The organism is Dysgonomonas sp. PF1-14, assembly GCF_029892965.1.
Lineage (GTDB): Bacteria > Bacteroidota > Bacteroidia > Bacteroidales > Dysgonomonadaceae > Dysgonomonas.
This window is the reverse complement of record NZ_JARXWN010000006.1, coordinates 207,274-221,852: the sequence shown is the minus strand read 5'-3', so window position 1 is coordinate 221,852 and position 14,579 is coordinate 207,274. Positions and strand designations below refer to the sequence as shown.

The 14,579-nt window shown below is 37.6% G+C and carries 9 protein-coding genes; 3 read left to right on the top strand and 6 right to left on the bottom strand.

Annotated elements, in window-relative coordinates:
* The first annotated feature begins 11 nt into the window (after positions 1-11).
* From M2448_RS09695 to M2448_RS09685, 3 genes are all read left to right on the top strand, one after another.
* On the top strand, positions 12-1,901 hold the full coding sequence (locus M2448_RS09695) for a hypothetical protein (protein ID WP_280648021.1): 1,890 nt from the start codon (positions 12-14) through the stop codon (positions 1,899-1,901).
* A gap of 158 nt (positions 1,902-2,059) precedes the next feature.
* Positions 2,060-4,291 carry a beta-glucosidase BglX gene (bglX, locus tag M2448_RS09690; RefSeq protein WP_280645958.1) on the top strand — a complete coding sequence of 744 codons (2,232 nt, stop codon included), beginning with the start codon at positions 2,060-2,062 and terminating at the stop codon, positions 4,289-4,291.
* Positions 4,292-4,301: 10 nt separating this feature from the next.
* The gene (locus M2448_RS09685; protein ID WP_280645957.1) at positions 4,302-6,887 is read left to right on the top strand and encodes a glycoside hydrolase family 2 protein; all 2,586 of its coding nucleotides are present in this window, start codon (positions 4,302-4,304) and stop codon (positions 6,885-6,887) included.
* A 65-nt stretch (positions 6,888-6,952) separates the two neighbouring features.
* Here M2448_RS09685 and M2448_RS09680 read toward each other — a convergent pair whose 3' ends face one another.
* The 6 genes from M2448_RS09680 to M2448_RS09655 all read right to left on the bottom strand — a co-directional run bounded on the left by M2448_RS09680 (position 6,953) and on the right by M2448_RS09655 (position 14,571).
* Positions 6,953-7,756: an alpha/beta hydrolase gene (locus tag M2448_RS09680; RefSeq protein ID WP_280645956.1), complete on the bottom strand. Its 804-nt coding sequence runs from the start codon at positions 7,754-7,756 to the stop codon at positions 6,953-6,955.
* Between the two features lie 91 nt (positions 7,757-7,847).
* On the bottom strand, positions 7,848-9,032 hold the full coding sequence (locus M2448_RS09675; protein WP_280645955.1) for a glycosyl hydrolase: 1,185 nt from the start codon (positions 9,030-9,032) through the stop codon (positions 7,848-7,850).
* 11 nt (positions 9,033-9,043) lie between these two features.
* Positions 9,044-10,528 carry a hypothetical protein gene (locus tag M2448_RS09670; protein WP_280645954.1) on the bottom strand — a complete coding sequence of 495 codons (1,485 nt, stop codon included), beginning with the start codon at positions 10,526-10,528 and terminating at the stop codon, positions 9,044-9,046.
* 12 nt (positions 10,529-10,540) lie between these two features.
* Complete coding sequence (locus tag M2448_RS09665) at positions 10,541-12,004, bottom strand: hypothetical protein (protein ID WP_280645953.1); 1,464 nt, start codon at positions 12,002-12,004, stop codon at positions 10,541-10,543.
* Between the two features lie 50 nt (positions 12,005-12,054).
* Entirely contained in the window at positions 12,055-13,017 is a 963-nt protein-coding gene (locus M2448_RS09660) for a hypothetical protein (protein WP_280645952.1), read from the bottom strand.
* 15 nt (positions 13,018-13,032) lie between these two features.
* Positions 13,033-14,571: a RagB/SusD family nutrient uptake outer membrane protein gene (locus tag M2448_RS09655; RefSeq protein WP_280645951.1), complete on the bottom strand. Its 1,539-nt coding sequence runs from the start codon at positions 14,569-14,571 to the stop codon at positions 13,033-13,035.
* Between the last annotated feature and the right edge of the window lie 8 nt (positions 14,572-14,579).

Genomic DNA, 14,579 nt, shown 5'->3' with positions numbered 1-14,579 from the left:
CCATTATCATCATGAGAAAACTAATATTTAATTTAATTTTACTGCTAATTGCAATTACTAGTAGCTCTCAAAACAAAATTGTATCTAACTTTAATTATCTTTCGTCTAATTTTGATACGTGGGGAAATGTGTCAATCAATGTCCTAACATCTACGGACGGCAGTCTTGGTAAAGCAGGTCTTGTTTCTGTTCCTGCAAATAATGAAGGAGACGGAATTTATTTTAACCTGAATAACACATTTACAAAATCTAATTATTCGGGAATTAAAATACGGGTAAAGTCTGCTAATATAGGAACCTTCTCATTTGTGTATAAACTCGAAAATACTTCCACCGGAACTTCCGTGTCGGATTGGGAAACCTATCCAAAATACAATGCAAACGGGCAATGGCAGGATGTGATATTACCTTTAGACAGGCTTTCGGACGGGCAATTCAACAGGATTAGTTTAGTTCCGGGAGCCTATGAATCCAAACCGGCCTTTTCATTCTATATCGACGAAATTGCTCTTGTTAATAAAAACGTGAATTCTAGCAGTCCTACTGTAACCATCAGCGGTAATAAGTTCTATGCCTATGGTAAGCAAATTTTCTTCAACGGTATAAATACTGCATGGCAATGGAACAATGATTATCGTCTCGATTTTTTAGGAAGGAATTATAACCACCAATGGTGGCAGGAAGAATTCAGCCGTTACGAACAAAACAATATCAATCTGGCTCGGATATGGGTACATGGAGGAGGTAACACAAGCCCATCGTTGAATGGGGATGGACTGGTTACAGGCGCTACCTCACAGTTCTGGACCGATATGGACAAGCTTGTGGCATTGTCCAGAGAAAGACAAATATATATTATGCCCACTTTCTGGTCTTTCGATATGGTAATTAACAATTACAATGCAACCCGCTGGAGCCAGTTCCGGCAAATAATCAATGATGAAAACAAAACAAAATGGTATTGTGAATATTTTCTTGTTCCGTTTATAAAACGATATAATGACGAACCATATGTGATGGGCTATGATATATGTAATGAAATAGAACATATGTGGAGGGATGCCAGTTGTGGTAATTTATCCCGTGATAATGTTATACGATTTATAGCTATCTGTGCTTCCTACATACATAAACATACCAATAAACCTGTTACATCAGGTTCTATGTGGATTATATGCAATAGCAACAAATACAATAGTTGGACATGGGCAGATACCTATGCAGGCAATAATTATAGTGAAGCATCTTTGAGAGCACGATACAATGACCTTGATGCATTTCTTGACTTCTATTCTCCGCACTGGTATCAGTGGCAATCGTCAGGAGCTTTCTTTAATAAAACTATCGGAGAATGGATGGATGACGGATACAAAGCCGTAGTTATCGGTGAAACACCCGGATATAATGTAAATGAATCGGGCTGGAATATGACTTTGGCTAATGCTTACCTGAATGCATATTGGAATGGTTACAGCGGAGTATGTGCATGGAAAAGCCCTTGGGAAAATGACGGATACGGCACTTTTGCAGGAATAACACCGGCAACAAATAATTTTTATCAGAATTATCCACAATTAGTTTATCCTAATGGAAAACGACAGACATTTATGGCATCTGATTATTCCCTAACCGATAATCACCTTGTAGAAAGTAAAAAAATAGTAGATGATATTGAAATAACTGTTGTTAGCGGAGGTATACTGAAAGTTAACATAAAAAATGAATACAAAAATGCAACTATGCAAATAGTTGATGTATCGACAAGTCGTATATTATCCAATCAGAAAATAAAAAATCAAAACACAGAATTTAACCTCGACCATCTTGGTAGTAATAAAATAATAGGAGTTCAGGTCGTACGAGGCAACGATATAGTTTCAAGAAAGTTTTTCATAAAGTAATTACATCCTAATTTCAAAAATATAAGAGCAAAGCCGAAATATCAGCTTTGCTCTTTATGTTAAAGAAGAGTTATTTCAAAATAGTATAATCCTTCAATTATATTGTATAATTCATAAATCTAAGTTATTAATAGATTTGTACTATTAATATAAGTATTATGAAAAAGAAGCTTTTTACCATTATTGCTACTTATTTCTTATTCGGTAACTTATTTGCTCAAGTTAATATAGAATACAGAATAGAGGCTTTATTAAAACAAATGACCTTGGAAGAAAAAATAGGTCAGATGAACCAGTTGCATTGTGAAGACTGGAATAAGCTAAAAGAAGAAACTGAAAAAGGTCATGTCGGATCAGTAATGAGTATAACTGATCCCAATCTTTTTAACGAAATACAAAAAATAGCTGTTGAAGAATCACGTCTCGGCATCCCATTAATTAATGCACGAGATGTAATACATGGATTTAAAACTATATTTCCTATACCATTAGGTCAAGCTGCTACATTCAATCCGGAAATTGTTGAGAAAAGTTCGCAGATAGCTGCGACAGAAGCTTCTGCAGCAGGAATAAGATGGACATTTGCCCCAATGATCGATATTACTCACGATCCACGTTGGGGAAGAATAGCTGAAGGTTTTGGAGAAGATCCTTATTTAGTCTCAGAAATGGGTAAAGCATCTATCAGAGGATTTCAGGGTCGCAGTCTTCATAATCCTCGTAGTATTTTGGCATGTGCAAAACATTTTGTCGCTTATGGTGCTGCTGAAGGAGGAAGAGACTATAATTCAACTTTTGTGTCGGAAAGAAGATTGCGAAATCTATATCTGCGTCCTTTCGAAGAAGCAGTCCAATCCGGAGTGGCCACAATAATGACTTCATTCAATGATAATGATGGGATTCCGGCATCGGGCAGTAAGTTCTTATTAACTGATATTTTAAGGAATGAATGGGAATTCAATGGTTTTGTTATATCTGATTGGGCATCAGTCATTGAAATGGCAAAGCATGGTTATTGCAAAAACGGGAAAGAAGCCGCAATGAAAGCCGTTAATGCGGGATTAGATATGGAAATGGTCAGTGAAACATATATCAATCATCTACCTCAATTATTAAAAGAGGGAGAAGTATCCCTTTCAGACATAGATAATGCTGTAAGAAATATACTAAGGATAAAATTTGAATTAGGTATTTTTGAACAGCCGTACATACAAGATGAAAGAGAAGAAATATACTATGCTGAATCTCATTTAGAAGCTGCACAGGAGGCAGTCGAGCAAAGTACAATTTTACTGAAGAATGAAAATAATGTTTTGCCATTGAATATGAATAATATTAAGAGGATTCTTGTTACAGGTCCAATGGCAAATGCACCACATGATCAATTGGGAACATGGGTATTCGACGGAGACAAAAAATATACAAGAACTCCATTAATATCGTTACAAGAACAGTACGGACATATAATAGAAATAATATACGAACCTGCGCTGTCTATCTCCCGCGATACAAGTAAATACAATTTTAGTAAAGTCGTTGAATTAGCCAAAAAGGTTGATGTAATATTAGCTTTTGTAGGTGAAGAAGCTATACTTTCCGGCGAAGCTCATTCGTTGACAACTTTAAATTTACTAGGAGTTCAATCAGCACTCATTGAAGAACTGGCGAATACAGGAAAACCTCTTGTAACGACTTTTATGGCGGGGCGTCCTTTATCAATAGGGAAAGAAGTTGCTCTATCTGATGCTGTATTATACTCTTTCCATCCGGGAACGATGGGAGGACCGGCATTAGTTAGTCTATTGACAGGAAAAGTTATTCCATCAGGAAAATTACCTGTAACATTTCCTAAAAATGTGGGGCAGATACCAATATATTATAATCATAACAATACCGGAAGACCTGCCGATGGCAATGAAACAACATTATACCAAATACCTATAGAAGCTGAACAAACCTCATTGGGTAACAAATCTTACTATCTGGATGCAGGAAAAGACCCTTTATATCCATTCGGATATGGATTGTCTTATACTACATTTATTTATTCCAACCTCCAATTGTCACACAATAAGATCAAAAAAGATGATATTCTGGAAGTTTCTTTTGATTTATCCAATACGGGGAAATATGATGCTACTGAAGTTATACAGATTTATTTCCGTGATATAGCAGCAAGTATTATAAGACCAGTAAAAGAACTAGTACATTTTGACCGTATAAATCTTCAAGCTGGAAAAACAATGAAAGTTAAAGTTGAAATCCCTGTATCCAAACTTGCTTTTTGGAATATAGATATGCAAAAGGTTGTTGAATCTGGACAATTCGAATTATTTGTAGGAGGAAGCAGTGAAAATGTTATCAATACTAAATTTGAAATAATCAACTAAATATATACATATGAAAAGAATAACAGCAATACTACTTATGATTATGTCAACGATATTAATTTTAAATAATCTGCAAGCTTCTCCGATTTTAACGGAGATAAAATCGGAATGGAAATTTAAACAGGCAAGATTAAACAACTGGTATCCTGCTACTGTTCCCGGTGTTGTCCATACCGACCTGATGGATAACGGTATACTGGAAGACCCGTATTTCCGCTTGAATGAGAGAGGTGCACAATGGGTGGATAAGGAAGACTGGATTTATGAAACCACATTCCATTTGGATGAGGAAACTTTCCGAAAAGAAAATATTGATTTATACTTTAAAGGATTAGATACTTATGCTGATGTTTATCTCAACGAAACCAAGATACTTGAGGCAAATAATATGTTCCGGGAATGGCGTGTGGATGTGAAAAATATTATCCGACAAAAAGATAATAAGCTTAAGATATACTTTCATTCACCTATAAAGGTCGATATGCCAAAATGGGAAGCTTTGCCTTTTCAGTATGAAGCTATAAACGACCAATCAGAGAACGGCGGACTTTTCGACCGGAGATTAAGCGTATTTGCCCGCAAAGCAGGATATCATTATGGATGGGACTGGGGGCCCCGTCTTGTTACTTCCGGCATCTGGCGTCCTGTATTTGTGGAGGCATGGGACGGACTTCGTATTGATAACGTTCATTATATCCAGAAAAATGTTTCTGCTAAGAATGCGGATATCGAAACCGTATTGGAAATAGTAGGAGACAAAGACATAGCTTCCGCAAAAGTGGAAATAACAGATGAGCAGTCGGGAAAAGTATTGTCTTCTGAAGTCGTAAATATCCAAAAAGGGATAAATAAAGTGAAGTTGAACTTCACTATGAAAAACCCTGAATTATGGTGGTCGAACGGATTAGGCAAACCTCATCTCTACACTTTCAATGTAAAGGTATCGATAGACAACAGGACGATTGACAATAAAAGTGAAAAAATAGGAATTCGTTCTGTTAAGCTTGTAAGAGAGCCGGATAAATTTGGTAAAAGCTTTTATTTCGAACTGAATGGAGTACCTGTTTTCTCAAAAGGGGCGAACTATATACCCTGTGATATTTTCCTTCCGCGGGTCACAAAAGATATATACAAGAAAACTATTCTGGATGCAGTAGATGCTAATATGAATATGCTCCGCGTATGGGGAGGCGGTATTTATGAAGACGATTACTTCTATGAGCTTTGCGATGAATATGGCATCATGGTTTGGCAGGACTTTATGTTTGCTTGCAGTCTTTACCCTGCTGAGGGCGAATTATTGGAAAATATCCGGCAGGAAGCTATAGACAACGTGAAGAGATTACGTAACCATCCTTCCATAGCCATCTGGTGCGGAAACAACGAATGTCTCGATGCATGGAAAATTTGGGGATGGGAAAGGAATTATACCGCAAAAGACCCAAAAATTGCGGAAACTATATGGAAGCAGTTTTACGACCAGTATTTTGTAGTTCTGCCCGATGTAGTAAAAGAATACGACCCGATGGCAAGCTATACGCCCTCCTCTCCGTTTACCGATATAGACGGACGAAGGGACAAGACCGATGGCGATATGCATTATTGGGATACATGGCAGAAAGGGCTTCCTATAAACACTTATAACGATGAAAAGAGCCGTTATTTCAGCGAATATGGTTTTCAGTCGTTCCCCGAATGGGCAACCGTAAAACTGTACGCTCCCGAAGAAAAGGACTGGAATATCACTTCCGAAGTTATGATGTCACATCAAAGGGGCGGGGCACATGCCAATCAGACCATTGAAAAATGCCTGATAAATGAATATGGACAACCAAAGGATTTTCAGTCTTTCCTTTATATGAGTCAGGTTTTGCAGGGAGATGCCATGAAAATAGCCATGGAAGCGCACCGCCGTGATATGGGATATTGCATGGGCTCATTGTTCTGGCAACATAACGATTGCTGGCCTGTGGCTTCATGGGCAAGCCGGGATTATTATGGCCGTTGGAAAGCCCAGCATTATTTTACCCGTGAAGCGTTTAAAGATATACTTGTTTCGCCTATTTTAAAAGACGATAATCTGGATATATACATTGTTTCAGACAGGCTGAAAAATACCAAAGGTAAATTGCATATTTCCGTGATGACATTGGATGGTCGTGTAATTTCAGAAGAAAATAAATCCGTAAATATTCCTGCAAATGCAAGTACCAAGGTTTATTCGGAAACTGTAGCGAAACTGATAAAGGACAAATCTAAAAATGAAATTGTCGTAGTGGCGGATTTAATCGATGATAACAATAAGCAATACAGCAATAATTATTTTCTTCTCAATCAGAAAGAGATAAACCTGCCTGAAGCAAATATCACATACAAAATACGAGCCATAGACAATGGGTATGAAATAACCTTGAATAGTGATAAGTTCGCAAGAGCAGTATATTTATCAGTGGATGGAATCGACAATTTCTTTGAAGACAACTATTTTGATTTGTTGCCGAATAAGGAAAAACCAATTAGTGTAAAAACAGAATTATCAATGGAAGATTTTAAGAACCAAATAAAAGTCATTTCTCTGAAAGATTGCCTACAATAACTTTTCATAAATGTAAAAGAGATACTATTTCGATAGTATCTCTTTTCGTTTTTTTATAACTTGTCTTAATTCATTTTATTTATCCAGTTCAGCATTAGCAGACAACCCGGGGCATACACATTTCCATGGTCAAAACCCTGTAATTCGTAAAGTTTTACATCTTTGTTTCCTACTGACCTTAATATAGCATCTAAGTGTGCATTCTCTTCATAACGAGCAGGAAGTTCCATGTTTCTATCCCCTGTGATTAACAGTATGGGTGGAGCATCTTTCCGCGCATGTGTAATGGGTGCATATTCGTCCATATAAGGAATATCGAACGAAAGTCCCCTTTCTTTCTTGATTGTATAGTGCGTATTTGTTTGTCCGCTTATCGGAATCACCCCTTTAATTTTATCCGCATCGATACCTAATTTTTGCAGATAAGATTTATCCAGCGCAACCATTAGTGCCAGATAACCTCCGGCAGAATGTCCCGATACAAATATCTTGTCCGTGTTTCCGCCATAGGACGCAATATGATTAAAAACCCATGCGACAGACTCCGAAGCATCTTCTGTGTAAGCCGGATTTTTAGCTTTCGGACTGAGACGGTAGTTTACTGCAACCACGGCTACACCCGTTTCTTTCAATTCGAGGGGAATACCTTTTTCGCCACCTTCCAATCCACCGCCGTGAAACCATATTATAGTCGGATAATCTGTCTCTCCCTCAGGATAATATACATCCAGTTTACAACGTTCTCTCCGATATTCATCCTTCTCGTCCGATGAGATATAGGAAATATTTTCTTTCAGTATGTAATTTTGGCTGTATACATCAGCTAAAAACAAGCCCAGGAAAGCAATAATGATAATGGTTTTTCTCATTGTGATTTATTATGATGTATGAAAAAAGTTTGCACAACATTTTTTGTTATGCAAACTTAAGAATATTTTCAAGAATCTGTAATAATGGGAATTAATTCACTGTCAACCCCTCTGCCATCTGATACATATTGGGTAAATCTCCTGAAAAGAACGAAACCGGACTATCATACATTTTTATAAAGTTCTTCTCTGAAGCATGCCCTTTAAACGCTGAATAGAAATGTTTTCCACTCTCACCCGGATCATAAGCGTTACGCCACATTACAATCAAGCTGATAAATTGTCCTGATGCTGGAGTAAGTATCTGTTGTGTCCAATAATTCTTTTCAGGTACACCTCCGCGTTGTATTCCTTCAACTCCTGTTTCAGTAACTCCGCAAGGTTTTTTCAATTCTTTCGAAAGGCGTGACAAAGTAAACAGATTTGAGGTGAATGTATTTGGATTGAGTCCATGATAGGCGTCCATACCTAAAAAATCAACATAATCATTCCCTGGCCATCTGAAAAGGAAGATGTCGCGTCCCAAGACAGAATCTATCTGAGGAGAAATAGCATAGATGAAATTATGTACTCCTTTGGTATCACGAAGATAATTCACAGTAAATTTCCATAAAGCGATAAATTCCTCCTGTGTAGTGCAGGAACTTCCCCACCATGACCAGCCTTGTGTGTGTTCGTGGAACGGACGGAAAATTACGGGAATATTCTTACCGTCGGAACCTTTCAGGTTTAAAGCGAAATCAGCCAAGCGGTCAAGCCACAGTTTGAATTTCACATTTGTTTCACTACCTTCTGTAAGTATCTCTTTAGCTACATTTTTATTAGAATTGTCCCATGAATCACCTCCTGTCAATGGATTATTTAGGTGCATACATGCTGTCAATACTTCACCTCTATTATATGCTTCGATAGCTACTTTTCTGCGAATAGCATTTTCTGCGTTCTGATAGCGGTCATCCATTATTTCCCCAACATCAAAACTGAACACAGCCGGATAATCACCACACACATCCTTAGTATCCGAACGACCTTCTTCATTATACCATTTGCGACCATACCACAAGTCATCATGATGACCGAACATAAAACCTTTGGACTGTATAGCCCATAAATTAGAATATAAAGCTTTTGTTTCGGTTGTGGCATTTTTGTCAACTATTGAAAGCTCTTTTACTTCTTCATATTCTGGATACAGAGCCGGAACATCTTCCACATCTGTACAATTTGTAAACAGAATCGCAACCAGTGCAAATAATAAACTATATGTTTGTTTCATAATATTCATTTTTAGTCCATATTCGTTAATAAAATAAAGCTTTGTGCTTTAAGAATTGTTTTGTATTCTTTGCCAATATTTAAACTAGTTTCAGTCGGAACCGGATGTCCATCTTCATTCTTCTTCATATTGTTTTCTTCGTATAAATATTTTGAAACATTTTGAAGTTCCACCGGTAAAGATATATTCAGATTTTTATCAGTTTCTCCAATATTTACGGCAGCCAGGACATGCTTTCCATTATGTTCTGCTGCAACCATATAGATTCCCTGAGTGCGATCTATTGTTGTTTTCAGAATATTAGTTTCGGAAGGAAAATAGCGGCACATAAGCGACCATGTATAATACCACGGACGTATCTCTTCTTGCGATGGTTCATTAAATACTTCTTCCCCCAGAATATTCCACATTCCCCACAATTTGATATCTTCCGTTTTGCCTGAATCGCCACTGCTGTGCATAGCATCATCCAGCATCCATGCTGCAATACCCGAATAACCGCCGTTCATTACCTCCATACAGAGAAGAGGCATATCCAGCCCATAGAAGTAATCGTAGACCAGCATGTTAGAATCGCTTCCTTTCGTAAACGGGTGCCCTTCTGTTCGGCGGTTATATTCTTTCATCAGTAAAGAGTCTGCCTCACGCCAGTATTTATATCCCGCTTCACCTAAAACGATTTTTTTATCCTTCGGAACAAATTCTTTGTGCCGTGCCAGAATATCGGCATATTTACCCGAACGCACTTCGTATTGCCCCGGATAAGCATGTAAGTCATACAAACCGACAATAGAGTCTACATCGTTAGCTGTTTGCTTTACCCAGCCTATAGCGTCATAAGCAGATGCCGGATTTTTAAAATCCATGACAGCGTCTGGTGCTGCAAATTTCACTTTCTCACTCAATCCGGGGTATTCTTTCATCTTAGTATGGAAACGGAGCAACATAGATTTCCATAATTCATAATCGCCGTTCGTAGAGGCCCAGTCACCATCGGGTTCGTTGAAAATCACGAAATATTTGATACATGAAAATCCAAGGTCATTGACCAGATAATTGAGGTAATCGACAGACATATCCACCCATTTTTGGTCGACTTTCATATCCCATGTCGGAGGATTGTATTCTCCATACATAACGGTAATGTTATTATCGGTACAATATTTCAATACGCGCGAAAGCGATTCTATATTCCGTGTTTTATCATATTTGCCTGTTTCTGCATCATAATAACGGAAAGGGCTGTTTATCATACACCGCACATATCCCATCCGCATGAAATCTAGCCGTTTGAAAAGCTTTTGCCAATCTGCTTCGGATATGGATGAACCCCATGCTTCAGCTTCATCATACGGGTCCCATTCGACTCCGTTTCCGATATAGTCAGCATTGATAATATCGGAACTAATCGTAATCTGTAATTCCTCTTTGGGTGCAGAGCAGGACAAAACAACCATACTTAATGCAATAGTCTTTATTATATTTTTTATTTTCATATCGGTCATCTATTAATAATCAAAATTTGTATAAACAATGAGTGATTCAGCAGGCATTGTGAACTGTTCTCCTTTTGAGAGATTCAATTTCAGATTCTCTTCATTCGGTAAAAGTAAATAGTCACCTTCTGTTTTCAATGTACCATCAGCATAAACGAACTTCTTGCAACCCGTTAATTCAGGCATATTCGAACTTTCCAGCTTTATCTCTTTCTTTTCTTTTGAAACATTTACTATGGCGAGCATATATTTACCGTCTTTTCCCGATATTACCGATTTTACGTTGTTATCACCCATAATATCACCCATATAGATTTTAGATTTAGCAGGAATATATTTGCTCAACAACGACCAAGCATAATACCATGGACGTACATTCTCTTCCTCAGCTCCAAACTGTTCTTCTCCAAATATATTCCAGAATCCCCATATTTTCAATTTATCGGGAGCTTCATTGGAGTGCATGGCATCGTCGAGCATCCATACCACTGAACCCGAATATCCGCTGTTGATAGTCTGGAATAAGGCATCTGCCATATCCGTTCCGTACATATAATCGTAAACGAACATCTGTGAATCTTCAAGCGAAGCATGTTTTTTGGCCTTAGCACGTCGTATATTTTCCTGATTGTAAAGCGAATCGGCTTCTTCGACAAATTTGAAGCCGATTTCTCCCATTACAATCTTTTTATCCTTTGGTACGCTGTTTTTATAGGTTTTAATAATATCCGTATATTCTCCTGAATTAACGGTTATCTTAGATGGGTAAGTATGAATATCATACAGTCCGACCATATCGCCTAGCTGTACGGCTGTACTGTCTATCCACCATGCTTCGTCCTTACTCCATATAGCGACATCGGGTCCTACAATGTCAACTTTGTCATTCAACTTTAAAGTTTCCATATTCTTATGAAATTGCTTTATAGCTGAAGCCCATAAGGAATAGCTTGTATTTGTTGATGACCAGTCGCCGTTTGGTTCGTTTATCAGGTTATAATATTTGATACAGGTATAACCTTTTTCATTTATGAGGTAGTCGACCAGGTCGGCAGCATGTTTCAGATTCTTATCGTTAATTTTCGCTTCCCGGGTATTGATTACACTCCATCCCCAATCTCCGAACATTACCGTTACATTGCGACTCTGGCAATAATCCAGCATTTTCGATAAAGTTTCCATACCCTTTTCGGGAGTAAATTTCCCATTATCGAGGAATGAAGAAGTATTGACCATAATACGAATAAACTGCGGACACATAAAATCGAGCCTGTCATACAGTTTTTTCCAATCGGCTTCCGATATTTCCAGCCTGCCGTTGCCATAATCTAGTTGATATGGATCCCACTGTGCACCATTCCCAATATACGAATCGTTTATAACGGTATTTATATCAATAGATATAGTAGCATCAGGTTCCTTCTGTGAACAGGATAGAATGAGAACTGACAGAAATAAAAACAAACCTTTTTTCATTCTTTATACGATATGGGCAAATAAACACGAAGGCCTATCTGCCCGTATGATTATTGTTTAGTTATCATTATGTAATATTTACGCGCTTTCTTGGCAAATTTATCAAAATCGCTGTAAATATTATCCCAGTCATCCGTACCATTCAGGTTAAATGAAAAAGCATTATTATTAACAGTTACAGATTTTCCATTTCCTAAATCATATGTTCCCGCGTTTTCCAATACTCCGGTGGTTACTGTTCCATCTTCAGCAGTAAATGAAATAGTTCCAAGTGCATAGTTGCGTGTCCAACGACTCTCGCCTTCCGGTATTTGACGATAAAAATGTTTCAAATCTAAATCCACTCCAGGATTATCTTTATTCATAGAACCTTGAAAGATAAAATTTGCATATTTTCCGTCCGGTCCTGCATTATTGATACAAATACCCGAAGTGTTACCTTCATCGGTAATCTTATCCATCGTGAAAGTCAGAATATTGTCACATTCTGTTTTTGGAGCATAATCATCATACCAACACCATGATTTATCCTGCAATTGAAGGACTGCCCCTCCGCCATATTCAGGACCTGTTCCTCCATACACTATCAGATCATTTATAGCCCAAGTGCCTATTACCGTTTCACTAAACTCTGTCGCATTTATTTTATATTCACGCACTTGCCCTGTAGCAGAAGTTATTGTAAGGCTTGTACTTCTCTCTGCATTGCTAAAATCTAACGTGCCACCAATACTTACTGATGATTTGGCATCATACGATAGTTGTAATTTTTCCAACTCTACTTTAGAAAGATCAACAATTGCATCTACATTCAACGATAATTCTATTTCGCCCGTAGTATCATCTATCCTGGCTATCTCGGCTTTTCCAACCTGATTTTTTAATTTTATATCTAAAATCAATCGGTCATGGCTCCAGCCACCGTCATTCAAGTCGTCCTGCATATCCTTTACACAAGATTGGGTAAGGATAGCGATAATTACAAATAAACTATATTTTAATACTTTGTTCATGATATCTAAATTTAATTATGGTCTTAAACCTGGATTCAAATTGATTTCAGATTGTGGAATAGGGTAAAAAGTATATTGACTTTCATTCAATCCCATATTCTTCACTTCCTGAATATCTTTTATACGGTTGAGTCGTCTCAAGTCGTATAAATAAGCACCTTCGAACGCCAACTCATATTTACGCTCTTTGTACACAGCTTCCCTGAAATCAGCAGTGTTAAGTCCAGTAACCAAGTTTCCAAGTCCGGCGCGATTACGTATGAAATTAACAGCGTTATAAGCCTCCGATGTTGGCCCGGCAGCTTCTGCATAGGTTAATGCTATCTCTGAGTAACGAATTAGATAGGGACGTGTACTTGTTTTATCTCCGTCAAATTGGGGGTCGATAAATTTACGGCAGAAAGGATATGGAATTGCTCCTCCTGTCGGTGTCCACTCGGCTTTTACTGTACCATCTTCATTGTAGATTTTATCCACTAATAAGTGAGTCTTACGCTTGTCATTATTTTCATAACTTTCATAAAATACTGTTTCGGTACGATATTCACCCCATCCGTCATGCGATTTAATATATTCATTAGAATCGCCCTGTTTAAGCCAGATCGTTGCACCATCAATATAGGGAATATACATTTTGGATATTTTGGAATATTGCCCTTCACTTTCTCCCGTCCTATCCATCGACATCAGGAAAATGTTCTCTTTACCGTTAAAATTATCTATATCATAAATTTTTAATAAATCACTTTCGAAACCATATGTGTTTTGAGGATAAGCCGGATCGAATCCCATGACGCGTCCTGCATATTTTTTGGATTCTTCATACATAGAATTTACATCCTTATCCATATCTTTAAAAAGCAATACGCCTTTTTCTTTGCCCGAAGCAATAGTAAGATATGCCTTTGCTAATAAAGCTTGTGCCGCAACCTTATCCACACGTCCCATAGTAGGAGTGGAATACACCGGCATCAGTTCTTCTGCCAACTTTAAATCTTCAATGATAAAATCGTATAATTCATCCATATTAGTAGCTAGCGGTGCTGATGTCTGTTCCAAAGTCTCTACTATTCCTTTATGAATAGGAACTAACCCAAAATTGCAAGACAAATAATAGTAGTTATAAGCTCTTAAAAAGTAAGCTTCTCCCATATATTGGTTTCTTAAAGCATCTGGCATATCAGTATCGGGAAGCTTTTTTATCACTGCATTGGCACGGTTAATAGCTATGTAGGAATATTTGAAGAAGTTCATTAACGTACCATTAGTATTGAAATTGTCTGTTTTCCACAGATTCAATGCCTGATTGTCTGTTGCAGCATCCGATTTCGTCGTTATGATTTCAGTAGGCATATCCCCCAGAAACACCAATGCCCGGGAATATTCCAAATAGGTTAAAGTCGCATACGCATAGTTTATAGCAGCTTTTGCGTCTTCAGTACTTTTATAAAAGTTATCTTCCGAATAGAATCCATAAGGTTCTTCATCCAGATTACAGGCAGTAAAACCCATAATAGAACAGAAGATTAATAAAAAATATATTTTTGTTTTCATGATTGTCA

Excerpts from the sequence above, each read along its gene's own strand:
- M2448_RS09665 (WP_280645953.1), bottom strand. The coding sequence starts at position 12,004 with ATGAAAAAAGGTTTGTTTTTATTTCTGTCAGTTCTCATTCTATCCTGT.
- M2448_RS09680 (WP_280645956.1), bottom strand. The coding sequence starts at position 7,756 with ATGAGAAAAACCATTATCATTATTGCTTTCCTGGGCTTGTTTTTAGCT.
- M2448_RS09695 (WP_280648021.1), top strand. The coding sequence starts at position 12 with ATGAGAAAACTAATATTTAATTTAATTTTACTGCTAATTGCAATTACT.
- M2448_RS09675 (WP_280645955.1), bottom strand. The coding sequence starts at position 9,032 with ATGAAACAAACATATAGTTTATTATTTGCACTGGTTGCGATTCTGTTT.
- M2448_RS09660 (WP_280645952.1), bottom strand. The coding sequence starts at position 13,017 with ATGAACAAAGTATTAAAATATAGTTTATTTGTAATTATCGCTATCCTT.
- M2448_RS09655 (WP_280645951.1), bottom strand. The coding sequence starts at position 14,571 with ATGAAAACAAAAATATATTTTTTATTAATCTTCTGTTCTATTATGGGT.
- M2448_RS09670 (WP_280645954.1), bottom strand. The coding sequence starts at position 10,528 with ATGAAAATAAAAAATATAATAAAGACTATTGCATTAAGTATGGTTGTT.
- M2448_RS09685 (WP_280645957.1), top strand. The coding sequence starts at position 4,302 with ATGAAAAGAATAACAGCAATACTACTTATGATTATGTCAACGATATTA.
- bglX (WP_280645958.1), top strand. The coding sequence starts at position 2,060 with ATGAAAAAGAAGCTTTTTACCATTATTGCTACTTATTTCTTATTCGGT.